This window comes from Proteus alimentorum (assembly GCF_002607735.1).
Taxonomy (GTDB): domain Bacteria; phylum Pseudomonadota; class Gammaproteobacteria; order Enterobacterales; family Enterobacteriaceae; genus Proteus; species Proteus alimentorum.
This window is the reverse complement of record NZ_NBVR01000026.1, coordinates 139,621-161,675: the sequence shown is the minus strand read 5'-3', so window position 1 is coordinate 161,675 and position 22,055 is coordinate 139,621. Positions and strand designations below refer to the sequence as shown.

The 22,055-nt window shown below is 40.2% G+C and carries 16 protein-coding genes; 10 read left to right on the top strand and 6 right to left on the bottom strand.

Going from position 1 to position 22,055, the window contains the following annotated elements:
* The first annotated feature begins 90 nt into the window (after positions 1 to 90).
* Together macA and macB are read left to right on the top strand one after the other, a co-directional pair.
* Positions 91 to 1,200, top strand: a complete 1,110-nt coding sequence (macA, locus tag B6258_RS09290) for a macrolide transporter subunit MacA (RefSeq protein ID WP_099075019.1) — start codon at positions 91 to 93, stop codon at positions 1,198 to 1,200.
* Entirely contained in the window at positions 1,200 to 3,146 is a 1,947-nt protein-coding gene (macB, locus tag B6258_RS09285) for a macrolide ABC transporter ATP-binding protein/permease MacB (protein ID WP_099075018.1), read from the top strand. The genes macA and macB overlap by 1 nt, the downstream gene beginning before the upstream one ends.
* A 139-nt stretch (positions 3,147 to 3,285) precedes the next feature.
* Here the strand turns inward: macB and cspD are convergent, their stop codons facing one another.
* A complete protein-coding gene (gene cspD, locus B6258_RS09280) occupies positions 3,286 to 3,495 on the bottom strand; it encodes a cold shock domain-containing protein CspD (protein ID WP_023581298.1) in 210 nt (69 codons plus the stop codon).
* Positions 3,496 to 3,783: 288 nt separating this feature from the next.
* Here cspD and clpS point away from each other — a divergent pair, with 288 nt between their 5' ends.
* Positions 3,784 to 4,098: an ATP-dependent Clp protease adapter ClpS gene (gene clpS / locus B6258_RS09275; protein WP_075672467.1), complete on the top strand. Its 315-nt coding sequence runs from the start codon at positions 3,784 to 3,786 to the stop codon at positions 4,096 to 4,098.
* 30 nt (positions 4,099 to 4,128) lie between these two features.
* On the top strand, positions 4,129 to 6,420 hold the full coding sequence (gene clpA / locus B6258_RS09270) for an ATP-dependent Clp protease ATP-binding subunit ClpA (RefSeq protein ID WP_099075017.1): 2,292 nt from the start codon (positions 4,129 to 4,131) through the stop codon (positions 6,418 to 6,420).
* A gap of 123 nt (positions 6,421 to 6,543) precedes the next feature.
* Here the strand turns inward: clpA and infA are convergent, their stop codons facing one another.
* The 5 genes from infA to trxB form a co-directional block, all read right to left on the bottom strand.
* Positions 6,544 to 6,762, bottom strand: coding sequence for a translation initiation factor IF-1 (gene infA, locus B6258_RS09265; protein ID WP_004244560.1), 219 nt, complete (start codon positions 6,760 to 6,762; stop codon positions 6,544 to 6,546).
* 339 nt (positions 6,763 to 7,101) lie between these two features.
* The gene (gene aat, locus B6258_RS09260; RefSeq protein WP_099075016.1) at positions 7,102 to 7,794 is read right to left on the bottom strand and encodes a leucyl/phenylalanyl-tRNA--protein transferase; all 693 of its coding nucleotides are present in this window, start codon (positions 7,792 to 7,794) and stop codon (positions 7,102 to 7,104) included.
* A 1-nt stretch (position 7,795) separates the two neighbouring features.
* On the bottom strand, positions 7,796 to 9,547 hold the full coding sequence (gene cydC, locus B6258_RS09255) for a heme ABC transporter ATP-binding protein/permease CydC (protein ID WP_099075015.1): 1,752 nt from the start codon (positions 9,545 to 9,547) through the stop codon (positions 7,796 to 7,798).
* A 2-nt stretch (positions 9,548 to 9,549) separates the two neighbouring features.
* Positions 9,550 to 11,319 carry a heme ABC transporter permease/ATP-binding protein CydD gene (gene cydD, locus B6258_RS09250; protein WP_099075014.1) on the bottom strand — a complete coding sequence of 590 codons (1,770 nt, stop codon included), beginning with the start codon at positions 11,317 to 11,319 and terminating at the stop codon, positions 9,550 to 9,552.
* Positions 11,320 to 11,460: 141 nt separating this feature from the next.
* Positions 11,461 to 12,420, bottom strand: a complete 960-nt coding sequence (gene trxB / locus B6258_RS09245) for a thioredoxin-disulfide reductase (RefSeq protein WP_099075013.1) — start codon at positions 12,418 to 12,420, stop codon at positions 11,461 to 11,463.
* Positions 12,421 to 12,964: 544 nt separating this feature from the next.
* Between trxB and lrp the strand changes: the two genes are divergently transcribed.
* The 6 genes from lrp to B6258_RS09215 all read left to right on the top strand — a co-directional run bounded on the left by lrp (position 12,965) and on the right by B6258_RS09215 (position 22,055).
* On the top strand, positions 12,965 to 13,459 hold the full coding sequence (gene lrp / locus B6258_RS09240) for a leucine-responsive transcriptional regulator Lrp (protein ID WP_004244566.1): 495 nt from the start codon (positions 12,965 to 12,967) through the stop codon (positions 13,457 to 13,459).
* 132 nt (positions 13,460 to 13,591) lie between these two features.
* Positions 13,592 to 17,275: a DNA translocase FtsK 4TM domain-containing protein gene (locus B6258_RS09235; RefSeq protein WP_099075012.1), complete on the top strand. Its 3,684-nt coding sequence runs from the start codon at positions 13,592 to 13,594 to the stop codon at positions 17,273 to 17,275.
* 115 nt (positions 17,276 to 17,390) lie between these two features.
* Positions 17,391 to 17,999 carry an outer membrane lipoprotein periplasmic chaperone LolA gene (gene lolA, locus B6258_RS09230; RefSeq protein ID WP_099075011.1) on the top strand — a complete coding sequence of 203 codons (609 nt, stop codon included), beginning with the start codon at positions 17,391 to 17,393 and terminating at the stop codon, positions 17,997 to 17,999.
* Positions 18,000 to 18,006: 7 nt separating this feature from the next.
* Entirely contained in the window at positions 18,007 to 19,356 is a 1,350-nt protein-coding gene (locus B6258_RS09225) for a replication-associated recombination protein A (RefSeq protein ID WP_099075115.1), read from the top strand.
* Positions 19,357 to 19,474: 118 nt separating this feature from the next.
* A complete protein-coding gene (serS, locus tag B6258_RS09220; RefSeq protein ID WP_099075010.1) occupies positions 19,475 to 20,764 on the top strand; it encodes a serine--tRNA ligase in 1,290 nt (429 codons plus the stop codon).
* A 304-nt stretch (positions 20,765 to 21,068) separates the two neighbouring features.
* On the top strand, positions 21,069 to 22,055 hold the full coding sequence (locus B6258_RS09215; protein WP_099075009.1) for a methionine ABC transporter ATP-binding protein: 987 nt from the start codon (positions 21,069 to 21,071) through the stop codon (positions 22,053 to 22,055).

Here is a 22,055-nt window from a genome sequence, read left to right as displayed (position 1 = left end):
TACACTTATTTTATTTAGCTATGAGAATAAAATCTTATAGCTAAAGCTCTGTATGATTTATTGCATCTTTATGTTTAAGAAGGAAAATTTATGGCTTTTTTATCTTTAAAAAAGCGAGGGAGAGTGCTTACCCTTATTTTAATTGTTGCAGCAGTTGTTGCGTACTTTCTTTTGCCAAAAGAGAAGACTCCGATATATCAAACGCAACAGATCACTCATGGTGATCTGTCAAAAGAAGTGACCGCAACAGGTAAGCTTGATGCTGTGCGTAAAGTTGATGTGGGTGCACAAGTCAGTGGTCAGTTACAATCACTGTTTGTAAAAGAGGGGGATGTGGTTAAAAAAGGGGATTTACTTGCCATTATAGATCCTAAAAAAGCGCAAAATGATGTCACTGAATCTCAAGAAACAAATAATGAGCTTAAAGCCAATCTTCAACAAGCACAGGCTGAATTACGTTTAGCTCAATTAACTTATCAACGGCAATTAAAACTTATTGGTACTCACGCTATTGCGCAAGATGAACTTGATCGCGCTAAAACCGATGTTGAAGTAAAAAAAGCACGCATCATCACTTATCAAGCACAAATTAAAAAGAACCAAGCGACGTTAGATACTGCGAGAACGAATTTGCAATATACGCGGATAACTGCGCCTATGGATGGGGTTGTTACCTTTATTAAAACGCTTGAAGGCCAAACAGTGATTGCCGCACAAGAAGCGCCGACTATTTTAACGTTAGCTGATTTAGACACAATGCTGGTAAAAGCAGAAGTATCCGAAGCTGACGTTATTTATTTAAAGCCCAATCTCAGCGCCTCTTTTACGGTTTTAGGTGCGCCGGATAAAGCTTTCAGTGGTCAGTTGAAAGATATCCTACCTACACCAGAAAAAATTAATGATGCTATTTTTTACTATGCCCGTTTTGAAGTTCCTAATGAACAGCATTTATTACGCTTACAAATGACAGCACAAGTTAAAATTCTTATCGAAAATAAGAAAGATGTGCTTCTTGTCCCGCTTTCTGTATTAGGTGATGATGCCGGAATTAATGAATATTATGTTGATGTCTTGGTTAATGGTCAGTCAGAGAAACGCAAAGTAAAAATAGGTATGCGTACTGATGTTTATGCAGAAGTTCTTAGCGGATTGAAAGAAAACGATGAAGTCATTTTGGGTGAAAGTGCAGGAGAAGCATGATGCCTGCATTATTAGTGCTCAATGAGGTCAGCCGTTTATATACCAATGGCGAAGAAGAAACCGTTGTTCTCAATAAAGTCTCATTAACGATTAATGCTGGAGAAATGGTGGCGATTATTGGGGCTTCTGGCTCCGGTAAATCAACTTTAATGAATATTTTAGGCTGCTTAGATAAGCCAAGTAGCGGTGAATATAAAGTTGCCGGTCAAAGTGTTGCGAAAATGGAAGGCGACCAACTTGCTGCATTGCGCCGTGAGCATTTTGGTTTTATCTTCCAGCGCTACCATTTAATGTCGCATTTAAGTGCGGAACAGAATGTCGAAATTCCTGCAATTTATGCAGATAAAAATGCTACTCAACGAAAAGAAAGGGCTCGTGAACTATTAACACGCTTAGGATTAGGTGATCGCGTTGATTATCGTCCCAATCAACTCTCTGGTGGTCAGCAACAGCGTGTAAGTATCGCTAGAGCATTAATGAATGGGGGCGAAGTCATTCTTGCTGATGAGCCCACGGGGGCATTGGATAGCCATTCTGGTAAAGAGGTTATGTCTATTCTTAAGCAATTAAATGAGCAAGGGCATACGGTTATTATCGTCACTCATGATCCTTTAATTGCGGCACAAGCTGAGCGAATTATAGAAATAAAAGATGGTAAAATTATTAATGATAATCGCCATCAAATAACTGCAAATAAAGTTAAAAAAGAGACAACAACTGTTTTAGCCTCTTCTTATTTTGGGCAAATATTTGGACGTTTTACACAAGCATTAGATATGGCTTGGCGTGCAATGGTTGTGAATAAAGTACGCACTTTGCTAACGATGCTCGGCATTATTATTGGTATAGCCTCTGTTGTCACGATTATTGTGATTGGTGATGCTGCTAAAAGCATGGTACTGGCAGATATAAAAGCCATTGGCTCTAATACGATTGATATCTATCCCGGGAAAGATTTTGGCAGTGATTCACCCGAAGATCGGCAATCGTTAACACTGCAAGATGTCTATGCACTTAAGCAACAATCTTACATACAAGCGGTAACACCACAGGTGCAATTTAGTACGCGATTACGTCGTGGAAATCAAGACTCACCCGCGGCTGTTGCGGGAGTCAGTGATGACTATTTTTCTGTCTATGCCATGAAATTTGCTCAAGGACATTCATTTACACCTGATATGATCCAACGGCAAGCTCAAGTTGTGGTGATTGATCAAAATACATTACGCCGATTTTTTCCTACTAAAAAAGAGGTGATTGGTGAGCAAATTATTATCCGTAATATTCCCTCTACGATTATAGGTGTGGTGGCTGAACAAAAATCGAATTTTGGTGATAATAAATCATTACGAGTATGGGTACCTTACAGCACATTAAATAGCAGAATATTAAATCGGGCTTACCTTGATAACATCACTGTACGGGCGAAAGAGGGCTATGATGCCAGTGTGGCAGAGCAACAAATAATTCGCTTATTAACGATTAGACACGGTAAAAAAGATATTTTCACCTATAACATCGACAGCTTGTTGAAAGCGGCTGAAAAAACCACACAGACAATGCAACTGTTTCTGACGTTGGTTGCTGTTATTTCGCTGGTGGTTGGTGGTATTGGTGTAATGAATATAATGTTAGTTTCCGTAACTGAAAGAACACGAGAAATTGGTATTAGAATGGCGGTTGGTGCCAGAGCGAGTGATGTGATGCAACAATTTCTTATAGAATCCGTATTAGTGTGTTTAGTCGGCGGATTACTGGGAATAGGCCTTTCATTTGGTATTGCGATGGTGGCAAGTGTTATGTTGCCTGATTGGCATTTTGTATTCCAGCCCATCGCATTAGTGAGTGCTTTTATTTGTTCGACTGCCATTGGTGTTATTTTTGGATTTTTACCTGCAAGAAGTGCAGCAAAAATGAATCCAATAGATGCTCTCGCGAGAGAATAACTCAAACGATAAGATAAAAGCCCTTAAAATAGAAAGGGCTTTTATTTGAATGAATTAGGCATTCTATTTAACTAAAAATACCCAACTGTTGTGAGTAAAAGGTATTTTTATTGGGTTTATCTATACTGTAAATTATCTTCTATTCGATAATAGGAATGATAAGGTCAGCATGATCACCTTTAGGTCCTTTTATCGTGCTATAATTAACTTTCTGCCCCGCTTTAAGTGTGCGGTAACCTTCCATTCTAATTGTTGAATAGTGGGCAAAAATATCATCGCCACCTTTTGCTGGGGTAATAAAACCAAAACCCTTAGCGTTATTGAACCACTTAACTGTACCTGTCTCCATACTTAGCTTCTCTCATATACTTGTATTTATTTCGTTCACATCACTTTCAGTATATTTACTGAGCTGTTCATAAAACATACTCTATTTTATTGTTTCAATCGTCAAGAGGTGAAGGGGATAGAAAGTGTTTCGAGTAGATGAATTTTTGATGTAGCTAACGCTTTGTCATTTTTTGAATGTAAAAAGAAGGAATAAAAAAGCGTTGATAGGCAGACTTTCCTGTGAGATGGTAAACTAAATGTCATAATTGAAAGTGACATTTAACAACACGATGAGTAATGCAAAACAATGGGTCAGTTTGATTTTTTAACAGAAACCACGTTAAGGGAAGATGTTCATCAGAAAAATGAGCCACCAGCAATGTATAAGGTGATCTTGAATAATGATGATTACACCCCCATGGATTTTGTTGTAGAAGTGCTTACGATGTATTTTTTCCTTAGCGAGGAAAAAGCAACGCAAATTATGTTGGACGTTCATCATAAAGGAAAAGGAGTTTGTGGGGTTTATAGTGCGGATATTGCCGAGACAAAAGTGGCCCAAGTTAATCTGTATGCGAGAGAAAACGAATACCCACTTTTGTGTACTCTTGAACAGGCATGATCCGGTTAGTCTTTTAAGGAGGAGGTGCTTATGCTTAATCACGAATTAGAGCTGAGTCTTAATGTTGCATTCGCGAAAGCCCGTGATAACAGACACGAATTTATGACTGTAGAGCACCTGCTGTTGGCGCTATTAAGTAATAAATCGGCACGCGAAGCATTGGAAGCTTGTAAAGTCGATCTGGCAGTCTTACGCGAAGAGCTTGAAGTCTTTATTCGTAAAACAACCCCAATTCTGCCTGAAAATGTGGACAGAGAAACACAGCCAACGCTGAGTTTTCAGCGTGTATTACAGCGCGCTGTTTTTCATGTCCAATCATCAGGCAAGAATGAAGTCTCTGGCGCTAATGTGCTGGTGGCTATTTTTAGTGAACAAGAATCTCACGCAGCTTACTTATTACGTAAACACGACGTTAGTCGCCTTGATGTCGTTAATTTTATTTCTCATGGTATTTCAAAAGAAGATCAACCAAACGACGATCTTTCTGACATGAATGATATGAACGCACAATCTCAGCAAGAGATGCCTCAAGGTGACGATCATATGGATAATTTTACCACTAACCTTAATCAGTTAGCGCGCCAAGGTAAAATTGATCCCCTAATTGGGCGTCAAGCTGAATTAGAAAGAACAATCCAAGTGTTATGCCGCCGGCGCAAGAATAACCCATTATTAGTGGGCGAATCGGGTGTCGGTAAAACGGCTATTGCAGAAGGGCTTGCATGGCGTATTGAGCAAGATGATGTGCCTGACGTGATGAAAGGCTACACCATTTACTCACTCGATATTGGTTCGTTATTAGCGGGAACTAAATATCGTGGCGATTTCGAAAAACGGTTTAAAGCATTACTGAAGACCCTCGAAAAAGATGAAAAAAGCATCTTATTTATTGATGAGATCCACACCATTATTGGTGCAGGAGCGGCATCAGGGGGACAAGTTGATGCAGCAAACTTAATTAAGCCATTGTTATCTGGTGGCCGAATTCGCGTTATAGGCTCTACGACCTATCAAGAATTTAGCAATATCTTTGAAAAAGACAGAGCGCTCGCACGTCGTTTCCAAAAAATTGATGTGACTGAGCCATCACCAGATGAGACGGTTTTGATCATCAAAGGATTGCGCCAGAAATACGAAGCGCACCATGATGTACGTTATACCAATAAAGCCATTCAAGCTGCGGTAGACTTATCGGTTAAATACATCACCGATAGACACCTACCTGATAAAGCTATTGATGTTATCGACGAAGCGGGTGCAAAAACACGTTTAGTTGCACCAAGTAAACGTAAAAAAACCATTAATGTCTCAGATATTGAGTCGGTTGTGGCTAAAATTGCACGAATTCCTGAAAAAACAGTTTCTAGTAGCGATAAATCAATGCTAAAAAATCTCGATAACCAATTAAAAATGTTGGTATTCGGTCAGGATCAAGCCATTCATGCCTTATCTGAATCGATTAAGATGAGCCGTGCAGGATTAAGCCAAGATAATAAACCAGTGGGATCGTTCTTATTTGCAGGCCCTACTGGGGTAGGTAAAACGGAAGTCACTGTGCAGTTAGCAAAAGCGTTGAATGTTAAACTGCTACGCTTTGATATGTCGGAATATATGGAAAGACATACGGTCAGTCGTTTAATTGGTGCTCCTCCTGGTTATGTTGGTTTTGATCAAGGTGGATTATTAACAGACGCCGTGATTAAAAATCCATATTCCGTTGTGTTACTTGATGAAATTGAGAAAGCACATCCTGATGTATTCAATATCCTGTTACAAGTCATGGATAACGGTACATTAACGGATAATAATGGTCGCAAAGCAGATTTCCGTAATGTTATTTTAGTGATGACAACCAATGCGGGTGTGCGCGAAACGCAACGTAAATCGATTGGATTTACAGAGCAAGATAACAGCACTGATGCGATGGTCGAAATCAAAAAAGCCTTCTCACCTGAGTTCCGTAACCGTTTAGATAGTATTATTTGGTTTAATGCCTTATCACCAGAAATTATCTCTATGGTTGTGGATAAATTTATTGTCGAGTTGCAAGTGCAGTTAGATGATAAAGGCGTATCGCTAGAAGTTAGCCAAGAAGCACGCCAATGGCTGTGTGATAAAGGCTATGACAAAGCGATGGGGGCAAGGCCAATGGCTCGTGTTATTCAAGAAAACTTGAAAAAACCATTAGCTAACGAGATTTTATTTGGTTCTCTTGTTAATGGTGGCTCAGTGTCTGTCACACTCGATAAGCTGGCAGGCAAATTGAATTATGAGTTTGTTAGCCAAGAGAAACTGGCCAAGAATGAAGATGCCGTTATCTGAGGATAGCGGTTAATCTCACTAAGCTATAAAAGCATACACCACAGGTGAGCATCAATAAATGCCTTGCCTGTGGTGTTTTTTTTCACCCGATATATGACAATAGCGGGAGAGAACAGATTGGGATCAACGGCTACGGAAGATGATACGGCCTTTGCTCAGGTCATATGGGGTCAGCTCAACGGTAACCTTGTCGCCTGTCAGGATACGAATATAGTTTTTACGCATTTTTCCTGAGATATGAGCGGTAACGACGTGTCCGTTTTCTAATTCTACGCGGAACATCGTGTTTGGCAGAGTATCCAGTACAGTGCCTTGCATTTCAATGTTGTCTTCTTTGGCCATCTAATCCTCTAAGTTTTAATAACCATATTTTTTAAACGGCAAGATAATGCCGAAAATATTGTCCTATGTAAAGGAATGTTATTGGATAGCAATGGTGTTCACCTTGCTATTGCAGTTAACATCCTTACCGCAACTTGCGTTTTACTTTGCTAAAGTAAAAGTAATAACAGAAGTTGTAATTCTTTATTTTGTGGTATTTGTAGCAATAAAATAACAACACCCCAACCACATAATGGGTGTGTAAGATAAAATTTTTGTATAAACCTTTTTGCATAAATAACAGAATAACATTATCGATTCTGTCTTAAATAAGAAGGGCTTTACAAAAACAAGCAGTGATTATAATTCCAACGATTGCTGATACCAACACTTTTTATCAATAATCACTTTTTTCCAACGAGATAACGCAACTAAATAATGTTCACGTGAAATCTCAGAGGCACCTAACGAGGCAGTATGAGAGTTTAGCACCTGACAATCAAATAGTTGACCCCCATAACGAAGAAAATGGTTATAAAAAGCAATAAAGGCACATTTAGAGGCATTATCTCTACGGCTAAACATAGATTCACCACAAAAAATGGCACCCATATTTACACCATATAATCCTCCAACGAGTTCATCACCTTCCCAAACCTCAACAGAGTGAGCTTCACCTTGTTGATGAAGACCTTCATAACCTGCTTTTATATCAGAACCTATCCAGGTTCCTTCTTCACGTACAGAACATGCCTCAATAACTGAAGCAAAAGCATGATTTAACGTAATTTTATAAGGCTGGCGACGAATGAATTTACGTAAACTACGCCCAATATGTAAATCACCAGCCGGTAAAACGGCTCTTGGATCGGGTGACCACCATAATGGTTCTTCATTAGGGAAATACCAAGGAAAAATACCCGATTGATACGCAACACGTAATCGTGAAAGGGAGATTTCTCCCCCTATCGCTAATAAACCATTAGGCTCTTTTAAAGCTAAATGAGGCTCTGGAAAATCCAAATCACTATCATCTAATTGAAACAGCGGCATATTATGCCTCGTGAGTTGGTGTTAATAGAGCCTGTCTTTGATGAAATTTAGCATAATGCCCTTGTTGTTGTAACAACGAAGCATGAGTGCCAGTTTCAACGATTTTTCCGCCATCCATAACGCAGATTTTATCCATTTTATCTAAACCGTGAAGTCTGTGAGTGATCATTAATACGGCCTTATCTTGGCAATGCTGATGCAAGAGCGCAAGGATCTGCTGTTCTGTATCAGCATCAAGGCCTTCTGTTGGCTCATCAAGCAATACAAGCGGTGCATTGTGGAGTAGGGCTCTCGCAAGTCCCAAACGTCGCTGCTCGCCGCCAGAGAGTTGTCTACCACCATCACCTATCCATGCATTTAAGCCTTCATCATTTTCAAGTAGTTGCTCAAGACCAACTTGCTGAAGAACATGTTTAAGCTCTTCATCTGTTGCCTGTTCTTTTGCCATCAATAGATTTTCTCTTAATGTGTGGCTAAAGACATGAACGCGTTGAGGGACAACGGACATCATTGAACGTAATGTTGCTTCATCATAATCAGCAATAGGTAAATTATTTAAGCTGATAGTACCGTGAGTCGGATCAAAAGCGCGATTGATCAACTGCAATAGTGTCGATTTACCACACCCTGTTTTTCCTAATAAGGCAATGTGTTGTCCTGCTTCAATTGTTAAATCAACGTGATTGATGACTTGCATTGGTTGGGTTGGATAAGTAAAGCAAATATTGTGCATTGTCAGTGTGGCACGACGGTTTGTTTCTCCCCCTTTTTCAGGAAAAGTGACATCAGGTTTTTGCTCAATTAAATGAGAAATACGTGTTGCTGATGTCATCACTTGTCCTAAATGTTGGAAAGCGACAGTCACTGGCGCTAAAGCCTCAAAGGCTGCCAATGCACAGAACGTAAATAAGGCAATTAACGCTTCTGGCATAAAGCTATTGTCGATGCCATCCGCTGCCAGCCATAAAATTAATGTTGCTGTTAGGCCTGATGCGAGGATCATCAATGATTGTGATAAACCAGTTAAGTTTGCTTGTTGTGCTTGTCTACGCAGCCATTTAGCTTCAAGTTGCGCTAAATTTTGTCTAAAACGAGGTAATGCGCCAAAAACAGTTAGCTCAGCTTGTCCTTGCAACATGCTGGTTAATACTGTGCGATATTGACCTCGTAAATCGGTGAGATCACGACCAATAGGTTTACCTGCGTAATAGAATACGAAAGGCAAAACAATCAGCAAGGTAAGCATAATGCCACCGAGTGTATTGGCTAAACGTGCATCGATTAAACCCAGACCGAACATAATTGCCATAATGACAACAAAAGCGGCAATGATAGGGGAAATAACGCGAATATAAAGGTGATCTAGCGTTTCAACATCAGCAACTAAGCGGTTTAGTAACTCACCTTGACGAAAACGTGCAATGCCCCCCGGCGAAAGAGGGAGGATCTTTTTAAAGGTGAATACACGTAGATGCGACAATACACGAAACGTTGCGTCATGGCTGACAAGTCTTTCAAAATAACGACCCGCAGTACGAAAAATTGCAGCACCTCGAACACCCGCTGCTGGTAGCATATAGTTAAAACTATAAATGCCCGCAAAACCCGCAAGCGATGTGCCTGCTAAGAACCAACCTGATAGTGTTAAAAGGCCAATACTCGCCAGTAAAGTCAGAATAGCAAGAATAATCCCCAACAATAACATAAACCAGTGGCGGCGATAGAGTGCAAGAAAAGGAAGCAATACTCTCATGATTAAAGTTCCTCTTTACGATGAGCAAGAAGGCGAGCAAAAGTGCCGTTCTGTTGGCTTAACGATGCATAACTGCCAGTTTCAATAATCTGACCATTTTCCATCACCCAAATTTGATCATAATCCAATGTCTCTTCGAGTAGATGAGTAATAAGTAATGTTGTTTGATTTAATGAGGCGTTATTAAGCGCGTGCATCACTCGTTGTTCACTATGAGAATCAAGGCTTGCTGCTGGCTCATCTAATAACAAAAATTGACAAGGTGACAACAACGCACGAGCAACAGCAATACGCTGAGCTTGGCCCACAGAAAGGCGTGCAGCACTATCGCCAATAATCGTATTTAAGCCGTCAGGTAACTCATTAATAAACTCGCTGACATACGCTTTTTCAATGGCAAGATTGATTTGTTCATCGCTGGCATTAGGCTTGCTTAAGCGAATATTATCCAGCAAGGTTTGTTCTGGTAAATTAGGATTTTGACCAACCCAGCTTAAACATTGACGCCATGCTTCAGGTGAGAGCTGTGTCAATTCAACGCCATTAACTTTTAATGAGCCACGATAAGGTAAAAAACCAAGTAGCGCATTTAATAACGAGCTTTTGCCTGCACCACTTAGACCCACAATCGCAATTCGTTGATTAGGATTAATGGTAAAGTTTAATGGGCCCGCAAGTTTGACACCTTGATGAGATAGAATTTCTAGTTCATGAGCTGTTATCTCAATACTTTCTGTTGTATTGATACGCTCATTGCCTGTGGATTGTGGTTTCTCACCTTCTGCTTCTAAAAATTCAACCAGAGATTCAGCCGCGCCAATAGCTTGTGCTTTGGCATGATAGTAAGTTCCTAAATCACGCAAAGGTTGGAAAAATTCAGGGGCTAAGATCAGCGCTAAAAAGCCTGAGAATAGTGTGACACCTAAGCCATAACTACCGAAACTAAGTTCACCTAAGTAAGAAAAGCCAAAGTAAACAGCCACAACAGCAATAGAAACCGCGGTAAAGAATTCCAATACGCCTGATGAAAGGAATGCCATTCTTAGCACTTCCATTGTACGTTTGCGGAAATCTTCTGTTGCTTCGGTGATCTGTTTAACTTCTGCATTACCACGGTTAAATAGCCGTAATGTATCTAACCCTCTTAATCTATCGAGGAAGTTACCACTTAAACGACCTAATGCGAGAAAATTTCTACGGTTAGCATCTGCTGCGCCTAATCCAACTAATGCCATAAATAGCGGGATCAGTGGGGCGGTGAAAAATAGAATCAAGCCAGCAGCCCAGTTAACAGGGAAGATGGTGATAAGGATAAGGAGAGGCACAATAGTCGAAAGATACATTTGCGGAATATAACGCGCGTAGTAATCTTGCATATCTTCTATTTGTTCTAGAATAATTGTTGCCCAGCTTCCTGCGGGTTTGCCTTTAACCCAAACAGGACCTAGCTCTTCAAGTCTATCAAGCACAATTTTACGAATTTGTTGCCTGACTGCCATACCACAGCGATAACCTACACGCTCGCGTATCGCCATTACTACAGCGCGTAAGATAAAAATACCAATAAGGGTGAGAAAGGTAGGTATATGCGTATCACGACTCATACTGTCCATGATAAATGCTTGAAGTAAAACAGCTAATAACCATGCTTGTGCAATAATTAGTAAACCGCTTACAACACCTAGGATCATTGATAGCCGCAGCCATCGACGGGCTGGAGCACTTTGCTGTTTCAGCCATCGAACCAATTCACTTTGTTTTGTTTTATCCATAAGAAAAGATTCAAATCTGCAGGTGAGATACAAAGTATCAGAAAGGCCAAGGGTAAGTAATTGTACTCGTTGGCAACCAGACTAGTATGTTACATGGTAAAAGGCGCTACTGAAATAGCGCCTTGAAAGGAAGTGATGATTTTAGTTGGATTTTAGTGCGTCTAAGTAACGTTCTGCATCTAAAGCAGCCATACAGCCTGTACCTGCGGAGGTAATTGCTTGACGATAAATGTGATCCATAACGTCACCTGCTGCGAAAACACCCTCGATAGAGGTTTGTGTTGCATTACCTTGAGTACCTGATTGTACTTTGATGTAACCATTGTCTAATTCTAATTGATCATCAAAAATAGTGGTATTAGGGCTATGTCCAATAGCAATAAAGACACCCATCACATCTAATTCTTCGGTTTTATCGCTTTTAGTATCTTTTAAGCGAACTTTTGTTACACCCATATCATCGCCAAGAACTTCGTCTAAGGTACGATCAGTATGCAAAATAATATTGCCACTATTTACTTTATCCATTAGACGGTTAATTAAGATTTTTTCAGAACGGAAAGAATCACGACGATGGATCAGATGAACTTCTGATGCGATATTCGCTAAATAAAGTGCTTCTTCTACAGCGGTATTTCCGCCACCAACAACAGCGACTTTCTGGTTACGATAGAAAAACCCGTCACACGTTGCACAAGCAGAAACGCCTCGACCTTTAAATGATTCTTCTGAAGGTAAACCGATATAACGTGCAGAAGCACCTGTCGCGATAATTAATGCATCACAAGTGTATTCTTGCTCATCACCAAATAGGCGGAATGGGCGGTTTTTCAGATCGACTTTATTAATATGGTCAGAGATAATCTCTGTATTAAATTTTTCAGCGTGCTGAAACATGCGGTCCATTAATCCAGGACCTGTTAACCCCTCTGGGTCACCGGGCCAGTTTTCGACTTCTGTTGTCGTTGTCAGCTGACCGCCTTTTTCAACACCCGTAATCAGTACTGGTTCTAAGTTTGCTCTTGCAGCATAAACGGCGGCGGTATAACCCGCAGGGCCAGAACCTAAAATAATAAGTTTGCTATGTTTGATGGTGCTCATGTATACCTCATCTCTGATTAGGCGTGATGCGAATTGAGGGATTGTAGGAGAAATAAGACGTTAAAAAAAGCCAATGACGAGAAATAGACATAATATTTTAGCTATTTTAGCAATAGTTAATACTAATATAGTTTAATAATTATAGAGTTATATTGGGCTAACATCATCGAATTAAGATGAAACATTTTGCTTTACAATTGATGTTTATCTTGCGTATATAGAGAATAACATAGCGCCTTGTTCTGATTTTTACTCATTTGCTTTGACAATCCGCTGTACATTTGCGAAAACATGATTGTTAAAGATAATTATCCTCGGATGTTATACGTATTATTTTTTAGACAGACAGGGCATGGGATAGTTATTTTGCGATATTTGCTAATGAGTATTTTGATAAAATAGAACTTTTATCTGGCATTAAAAGAAAATAGATTGGTAGTTTGCTCTGACCGTTTGATACCGAAGTTTCGACAGTGATGCTGAAGGTGTACAGGTATGGGTATAGGAAAATAAAGTAAGAGAAAAAGAGAAAGAGAGTATAGAGATGATTGATAATAAAAAACGTCCGGGTAAAGATCTTGATAGAATAGACCGGAATATTCTAAATGAGCTTCAAAAAGATGGTCGTATTTCAAACGTTGAGCTATCTAAACGTGTAGGTTTATCACCAACACCTTGTTTAGAGCGTGTACGTCGTTTAGAGCGCCAAGGATTTATTTCTGGTTATACTGCACTGTTAAACCCACATTACTTAGATGCATCATTACTGGTATTCGTGGAAATCACATTAAACCGTGGTGCACCAGATGTTTTCGAACAATTCAATATGGCTGTTCAAAAACTTGAAGAAATCCAAGAATGCCATTTAGTTTCTGGTGATTTTGACTATCTGTTGAAAACTCGTGTACCTGATATGTCCGCTTACCGTAAATTACTAGGTGAAACACTGTTACGTCTTCCTGGTGTTAATGACACACGTACATACGTGGTTATGGAAGAAGTTAAACAAAGCAACCGCCTTGTAATTAAAACTCGCTAAGCCAACTTAATAGGTTGGTGCAAAGCAGGAAAAAGTTAGGTACACTCCTGTTTATGCATACAGTTTCAACGCTGGGATATCTCAGCGTTGTTCCGTTTTAATTCACCCTAAGTTAAACCTGGAGAGCCCTCCTTGAGCCAGGAATATACAGAAGATAAAAATATTCGTTTAACAAAGATAAGCAACCGTCGCCGTATTTGGGAGGCTATTCTCATCCTCATCGGTATTGGTGCTGTCTTTTTAATGGTTTCATTACTTAGCTTTCATCCCTCTGATCCTAGCTGGTCACAAACCACTTGGAATGAGCCTATTCAAAATTTAGGCGGCAGTATCGGAGCATGGTTAGCTGATATTCTATTTTCTGCATTTGGTTTACTGGCCTATGCAATTCCTGTTGTCGTGGTTTTTGGGTGCTGGAATTCTTTACGCTACCAACAAAACCGTGAATACACCGACTTCTTTTCCCTTGCTCTTCGCACGATTGGTGCTTTAGCCCTGATCTTTACCTCTTGTGCATTGGCTGATCTCAATTTTGATGATATCTATAATTTCAGCTCTGGTGGTGTTATTGGAAGTTTGTTTAGCAAAGCTCTATTACCGTGGTTTAATGTTTTAGGGGCGACTCTTGCCCTGTTATCTGTGTGGGCAATTGGCTTTACACTGTTTACTGGCTGGTCTTGGTTAACAATCACAGAAAAAATTGGTGCCGTTATTTTGGGAAGTGTTGGTTTTATTACCAATAGAGGCCAAAATGAAGCTGATTACGAAGATGAAGAAGAGGAAGATGATACTCAAGATGTTGTGACAGAAATAGTTGAAAATTCAAATCAAAAAGAAAATCAGCAATCTGAATTAGCAACAGAAGAGAGTGATGATATTTTATTTTCTGCACCTTCAGCTCTTGAACTCGCTCGTCAGCAAGAGATAGACACATTACACTCTAAAGCAGAACAAGAAGATGATTTACCCTCTTTCGCTGCAACAAATGATATCGCAGATGAACAATCGCAAACTGCTCCTCTGGCGCCAGCAACAGTTTCACAACCCACTCATACAGAGGAAGAGCCAGAACATTACCGTTTTGATATTCCAGAAGCATCCTTGAAAAAAGAAGCTCAATCAGAAGTCAATGCTCCTCAATGCTCTGCTTACTCAATACCAGAAGAGAATACACCTTCTGTGATGCCATTCGAAAATGAACCAATGGCACAGCCATCGTCCGTATCAACAGATAGTTTTATGCCAGCAAGCAGAGCTGAACCTGCATTCTCGCTAACACCTGATACAGATCCTTTAACGCAAGCAACTACGGTAGCCGCTGGTGTGGCGACTAGTGCGCTTGTTAGTCATGGCTCTCAAATTAAACAAGGATTAGGCCCTGAATTACCACGCCCAAATCCAGTGCGATTACCAACACGTCGTGAGCTTTATGGCATCCATATACCTTCACAACGCGAAGCTGAATTGCGTCGTCGTGAGGAAACCGTTAAATCTGAACCTGAAGATGAGTTAGCTGATATTCAAGAACAAGCGAATTTCGAACAAGAGTTGCGTCAGCAATTCCTCGAACAGCAACGCGAACGTTATGGTGAGAATGAGAGTGCTGATCCTGACGATATTATTGGATCCCCTCAACCAAATATGACAACACCAATATCTTCATTTAGTCATCAACAAGATGATTATCGTGATGAACCAACGGTTACCGCGAATACTTTCTCTTCCACAGAAGAGAATAACAACGATATTGATGAAGATGAGCAATATCAGCAACAATTAGCAGCACAGTTCAAGCAACAATTGCAGGATCGCTATGGTGATGATGTTTCGTTAGATGATGACGAAGATGAAGTTTTACCTCAGATATCAACATCGGCACTTTCATTGCAAGCAACAACGGGTTATCAACCTCATATTCAACATTCATTTGCTTCACAATCAGCACAACCGACGCAAACTATTGAGAAAAAAGTTGAATACCCAGCCAGTAATGCATTTCTACACATTTCGCCTCGTGATGAAGAAGAGGAAGAATACAGCCCTAAAATTGAGTTAGAAAGAGAGCTCACAGCATTAGAGGCATTCTCGCCAATTGATGATCTATTAGATGAAGATCCGATAGAGCCGGTGTTTACACCGATTGTTTCAGAACCAGTTACGCCACAAGTTGCACCTCAAACTGCACCGCAATCACGTATTGAGCCTCAGCCGAATATGGCTCAGCATTTTGCACAGCAACAGCAACAGCAACAGCAACAGCAACAGCAACAGCAAGAATCGTTAATTCACCCATTCTTGATGCGTAATGATAGACCGTTGCAGAAGCCAACAACACCAATGCCTTCTCTGGATCTACTAACAACGCCACCAGTAGACGATGAACCTGTTGATATGTTTGAGCTAGAGCGTATTGGTAAACTTATTGAAGCGCGTCTTAATGATTACCGTGTTAAAGCCAAGGTGGTTGGTATTTCACCGGGGCCTGTTATCACTCGTTTTGAACTTGAACTTGCACCGGGTGTAAAAGCTGCACGTATATCCAATTTATCACGCGACTTAGCGCGTTCATTGTCTGCTATTGCGGTGCGTATTGTTGAAGTTATTCCGGGCAAACCTTATGTAGGTCTGGAATTACCGAATAAAAAACGTCAAACCGTCTATATGCGTGAGTTATTAGACAACGATACATTTCGTGATAGCCGTTCTCCATTAACTGTTGTTTTAGGTAAAGATATCGGCGGCCAGCCAGTTGTTGCCAATCTGGCTAAAATGCCTCACTTACTTGTTGCTGGTACAACAGGTTCAGGTAAATCTGTTGGTGTGAATGCGATGATTATCAGCATTCTCTATAAAGCGAAACCAGAAGATGTTCGCTTTATTATGATTGATCCTAAAATGCTTGAGCTTTCAGTTTATGAAGGAATTCCACATCTTCTAACGGAAGTGGTTACCGACATGAAAGATGCTGCCAACGCGCTACGTTGGAGTGTTGCCGAGATGGAACGCCGTTATAAGCTGATGTCACGATTAGGAGTGCGTAATCTTGCAGGTTATAACGAAAAAATTAAAGAAGCAGAAGCGATGGGGCGCCCAATTCCAGATCCATTCTGGAAACCAACGGATAGCATGGCAACAGAAATGCCAATGCTAGAAAAAGAACCTTATATCGTGGTTGTTGTTGATGAATTTGCTGATTTAATGATGACTGCAGGTAAAAAAGTCGAAGAGTTGATTGCTCGCTTAGCGCAAAAAGCGCGTGCAGCTGGTATTCACCTTGTGCTTGCTACGCAAAGACCTTCTGTGGATATTATTACGGGGTTAATTAAAGCCAATATACCTAGCCGTATCGCTTTTACGGTATCAAGTAAAATCGACTCTCGAACTATTTTAGATCAAGGTGGTGCAGAGTCTTTATTAGGCATGGGGGATATGCTTTATGCCCCTAATGGTTATCCGCCAGAACGTGTTCACGGTGCTTTTGTCAGTGATGATGAAGTTCATGCTGTGGCAACTGACTGGAAAGCACGAGGTCGTCCTCAATATATTGAAGCCATTACTAAATGTAGCGAAGAAGGTGAAGGCAATGGTGGCGGTGGATATGATGATGGTGAAGAGCTTGATCCGTTGTTTGACCAAGCTGTAGAATTTGTGGTTGAAAAACAACGTGTTTCTATCTCTGGTGTACAACGTCAATTTAGAATTGGCTATAACCGCGCGGCAAGAATTGTGGAACAAATGGAAATGCAAGGTATCGTGAGTGCGCCAAACCACAACAATACGCGTGATGTGCTTTCACCACCACCTTCAGATATGTAATATCTTGAAAACACAGTTATCAGCTAATGAGATAGCATGATAATCTGCACAATATCATCAATAATTTATATACGCCGACATTATGTCGGCGTTATCTCATGCCGAGGCTTGTAGAATGAAAAAAGTATTATTTGCAGTGTGTGCGATGACATTAATAAGTAGCCAAGCCGCTTGGGCTGATGCGCGTCAGGATTTGCAACAACGATTAAATAAAGTAAATAGTTTTCAAGCAAACTTTAGTCAAACCGTGACTAGCAATGAAGGCTCACTTATCCAAAAAGGGGAAGGCAGTTTAAAAGTACAACGCCCTGATTTGTTTAATTGGCACATGACCGCACCGGATGAGAGTACTCTGATCTCTGATGGCAAAACATTGTGGTTTTACAATCCTTTTGTCGAGCAAGTTACTGCAACTTGGCTTGAAAGTGCCACAACCAATACGCCTTTTATGTTGATTGCCCGTAATGACAGTAAAGAGTGGCAAAATTATGACGTAAAACAGTCTGGTGATCGTTTTGAGTTAACACCGAAAGTAGAAAATAACTTAAAACATTTTACGATAACAGTATCACCTAATGGACAAATTCAGCAATTTGCAGCCACAGAACAAGACGGTCAAGTCAGTAATTATCAATTGACCGCACAGACTGCCACGCCAATCGATGCATCCGCGTTCCGCTTTACACCTCCTACAGGTGTGACTGTGGATGACCAACGTCAGTGAGGATATTTTGAGTAATTTATCACTCGATTTTTCACGCAATGAGTTCCAACCTTTAGCCGCAAGAATGCGACCTGAAACGTTGGAACAATATATCGGACAAACTCATTTACTTGCCGAAGGTAAACCATTACCTCGTGCGATTAAAGCGGGTCAATTGCATTCCATGATCTTATGGGGGCCTCCTGGCACGGGTAAAACCACCCTTGCTGAGATCATTGGTCGCTATGCGCAAGCTGATATAGAACGATTATCTGCGGTAACATCGGGTATTAAAGAAATCAGAGAGTCTATTGAAATTGCGCGCCAAAACCGCAATGCAGGGCGCAGAACGATCCTGTTTGTTGATGAAGTTCATCGTTTTAATAAGAGTCAACAAGATGCCTTTTTGCCTCATATCGAAGACGGTACAATCACTTTTATTGGTGCAACAACAGAAAATCCCTCTTTTGAATTAAATTCGGCGTTGCTATCCAGAGCAAGGGTTTATCTATTACGTTCATTAACCGAAACGGATATTGAGCAAGTGCTACAACAAGCGCTGGACGATCTCGAACGAGGTTTAGGCGGGCGCAATATTATCCTGCCAGATGATACACGTAAAATGATTGCACAATTGGTTAATGGTGATGCGCGTCGTTCATTGAATTTACTTGAAATGATGGCGGATATCGCTGAAGTTGATAATCAAGGAAAACGCGTATTAACACCAGCACTACTGACAGAAATCAGTGGTGAGCGGAGTGCTCGTTTTGATAATAAAGGTGATCGTTTTTACGATCTTATTTCTGCATTACATAAATCAGTCAGGGGATCGGCACCTGATGCTGCGCTTTACTGGTATGCAAGGATCATAACAGCTGGCGGCGATCCGCTTTATGTTGCTCGTCGTTTATTGGCAATTGCATCAGAAGATGTGGGCAACGCCGATCCTCGCGCGATGCAAGTGGCAATTGCTGCATGGGATTGCTTTACGCGTGTTGGCCCCGCAGAGGGTGAGCGCGCCATTGCACAAGCAATTGTATATTTGGCTTGTGCTCCCAAAAGTAATGCTGTTTATACCGCATTTAAAGCAGCCATTGCTGATGCTAAAAGTAAACCTGATTATGATGTACCTGAGCATTTGCGTAATGCACCAACAAAATTAATGAAAGAAATGGGGCTTGGTGCTGAATATCGGTACGCCCATGATGAGCCTAATGCTTATGCTGCGGGTGAGGTCTATTTTCCTAAAGAAATGGCTGATACACAGTACTATTACCCTGTGAAAAGAGGGTTAGAGATCAAGCTTGCAGAGAAATTAGACTGGCTTGCTCAGCAAGATCAAAATAGTACGACAAAACGCTATCGCAAAATGTAAAGATGCGGTAAGGTTATTCAATTATCATTAATTTCTTAACTATGCCTTGTCTCAGATATCTTTTTTATAAGATAGGAGAGAAGGTTTTTATTAATCTATCAATAAGCACAGGATAAGCATGCTCGATCCAAATCTACTGCGTAATGAGCTAGACGCGGTCGCCGAAAAACTGGCTCGCAGGGGATTCACCCTCAATGTGGAAAAAATTCGTCAACAAGAAGAACGCCGTAAGGTGTTACAGGTTGAAACTGAATCCCTGCAAGCAGAACGTAATTCCCGATCGAAGTCCATTGGTGCGGCAAAAGCGCGTGGTGAAGATATTGAGCCACTTCGTCAAGAAGTTAACCTGTTAGGTGAAAAACTTGAAGCTGCAAAAGCCGAACTTGAAGTGCTTCAAGCGGAAATTCGTGATTACGTTTTAACTATCCCAAACATGCCAGATGATGCGGTTCCAAATGGCAAAGATGACAGCGAAAACGTTGAAGTTTCTCGTTGGGGCACACCAAAAACTTATGATTTTGAATTAAAAGATCATGTGACTTTAGGTGAGCTAACAGATGGTTTAGATTTTGCTTCTGCGGTAAAAATTACCGGTTCACGTTTTGTTGTGATGAAAGGTCAAATTGCACGTCTACATCGTGCTATTGCACAATTTATGTTGGATCTGCACACAGAAGAGCACGGCTACCAAGAAATGTATGTTCCTTACTTGGTTAACCATGCAACGCTGTACGGTACAGGTCAGTTACCTAAATTTAGTGAAGACTTATTCCACACTAAACCGTTAGAAGAAGAAGCAGAAAGCCAATACGCACTTATTCCAACAGCAGAAGTGCCAGTGACAAATATGGTAAGAGACGTCATTCTTGAAGAAGACGACTTACCATTGAAAATGACGGCCCATACACCATGCTTCCGTTCAGAAGCTGGCTCTTATGGTCGTGATACTCGTGGTTTAATTCGTATGCACCAATTTGATAAAGTTGAGCTAGTTCAAATCGCTCATCCTGAAAAATCAATGGAAGCATTAGAAGAGCTGACTGGTCACGCTGAAAAAGTACTGCAATTACTGAATCTACCTTACCGTAAAGTGGTACTTTGCACTGGCGATATGGGCTTTGGTTCACGTAAAACTTACGACTTAGAAGTTTGGGTACCCGCTCAAAATACTTACCGTGAAATCTCTTCATGCTCAAATATGTGGGATTTCCAAGCTCGTCGTATGCAAGCGCGCTTCCGTTCTAAAGGTGATAAGAAAATTCAGTTAGTTCACACCTTAAATGGTTCGGGCTTAGCAGTAGGCCGTACTTTAGTAGCAATTATGGAAAACTATCAAATGGCGGATGGCCGTATTGAAATTCCAGAAGTGTTACGCCCATACATGAAAGGTTTAGAATATATCGGTTAATTATTATCTAATTAACTGAGTTTTAATAATTTAACCCTCTGCTTAGGCAGGGGGTTTTTTATTGCCCCGCATTAAACATTTATCACTACCAATTTGTTCTATGCTGATAGTTAAGGCTGGTTAATTGGGTCTTTATAGAGTTAATCATCAATAAAGAGGGTGTTAAAAATAATTTAATTCTAAGGTATATCATTTTTATTTATCACATTTTCATTCCCTGCTTGACAATTTCTCTCACTAACATTAATTTGGATTTCTAGATGTTTAGCCATCTGGATTTCTATTTAATGATGGGTTGATTAAAATGATAACACTAAAAAATGTCAGCAAAATTTATCAGCGAGGGAAAAAGCAAACTATTGCTGTTGATGATATTAATTTGAATATTGAGCAGGGAGATATCTTTGGCATCATTGGTTATAGTGGTGCTGGGAAAAGTAGCTTAATTCGTTTATTGAATCGCTTAGAGCCTGTAACACAAGGGGAAGTGATTGTTGGTAAATACAACATTACTACCAGCAGTGAACGTGAGATCCGTAAAATCCGTCACTCAATTGGTATGATATTTCAACATTTCAATTTGCTATGGTCACGCACAGTTAGAGAGAATATTGAATTTCCACTCGAAATTTCAGGATCAGATAAAAAGCAACGCTTTCAACGTGCGACTGAATTAATGGAGTTAGTTGGGCTTGCTGATAAAGCTGATGAATATCCATCAACATTAAGTGGTGGGCAAAAACAACGTGTTGGTATTGCTAGAGCGTTAGCAAACAATCCTGATGTTTTATTATGTGATGAAGCAACATCTGCATTAGATCCAAAAACAACACAAACAATTTTGGCACTGCTCGCTGAAATTAATAAAAAAATGAATATTACGATTGTGTTGATCACGCATGAAATGCAAGTTGTAAAAGCGATATGCAACAAAGTCGCAGTTATTGAGCAAGGAAAAATAATTGAACAGGGCGAAGTAGTCAAAATATTTAACCAACCAAAACATAAAGTGACACAGCAGTTTTTATCACAATCCGTACATGTAACAGATAACAGTGATGATATTGATAATATAAAACAGCAAAACACAGTAATAAAACTGTTACTGAAAGAGGGTAAAAAATATGACTATTTACTTTATGATTTAATTTCTAAATTTAATGAACCTGTTAATTTAATAAAAGGCAGTTTTTCACAAGATAACGGGTTTATTTATTTACAGCTAAATAATAAATCGGATGAAATTATCCAATATCTTGAGAATAATAAATTTGATATAGCGGTCGTGTGA

What these genes read in the sequence shown, in the direction of transcription:
- macA (WP_099075019.1), top strand. Translation starts at nt 91, where the DNA reads ATGGCTTTTTTATCTTTAAAAAAGCGAGGGAGAGTGCTTACCCTTATT.
- macB (WP_099075018.1), top strand. Translation starts at nt 1,200, where the DNA reads ATGCCTGCATTATTAGTGCTCAATGAGGTCAGCCGTTTATATACCAAT.
- cspD (WP_023581298.1), bottom strand. Translation starts at nt 3,495, where the DNA reads ATGGAGACAGGTACAGTTAAGTGGTTCAATAACGCTAAGGGTTTTGGT.
- clpS (WP_075672467.1), top strand. Translation starts at nt 3,784, where the DNA reads ATGGGTCAGTTTGATTTTTTAACAGAAACCACGTTAAGGGAAGATGTT.
- clpA (WP_099075017.1), top strand. Translation starts at nt 4,129, where the DNA reads ATGCTTAATCACGAATTAGAGCTGAGTCTTAATGTTGCATTCGCGAAA.
- infA (WP_004244560.1), bottom strand. Translation starts at nt 6,762, where the DNA reads ATGGCCAAAGAAGACAACATTGAAATGCAAGGCACTGTACTGGATACT.
- aat (WP_099075016.1), bottom strand. Translation starts at nt 7,794, where the DNA reads ATGCCGCTGTTTCAATTAGATGATAGTGATTTGGATTTTCCAGAGCCT.
- cydC (WP_099075015.1), bottom strand. Translation starts at nt 9,547, where the DNA reads ATGAGAGTATTGCTTCCTTTTCTTGCACTCTATCGCCGCCACTGGTTT.
- cydD (WP_099075014.1), bottom strand. Translation starts at nt 11,319, where the DNA reads ATGGATAAAACAAAACAAAGTGAATTGGTTCGATGGCTGAAACAGCAA.
- trxB (WP_099075013.1), bottom strand. Translation starts at nt 12,420, where the DNA reads ATGAGCACCATCAAACATAGCAAACTTATTATTTTAGGTTCTGGCCCT.
- lrp (WP_004244566.1), top strand. Translation starts at nt 12,965, where the DNA reads ATGATTGATAATAAAAAACGTCCGGGTAAAGATCTTGATAGAATAGAC.
- lolA (WP_099075011.1), top strand. Translation starts at nt 17,391, where the DNA reads ATGAAAAAAGTATTATTTGCAGTGTGTGCGATGACATTAATAAGTAGC.
- serS (WP_099075010.1), top strand. Translation starts at nt 19,475, where the DNA reads ATGCTCGATCCAAATCTACTGCGTAATGAGCTAGACGCGGTCGCCGAA.
- B6258_RS09215 (WP_099075009.1), top strand. Translation starts at nt 21,069, where the DNA reads ATGATAACACTAAAAAATGTCAGCAAAATTTATCAGCGAGGGAAAAAG.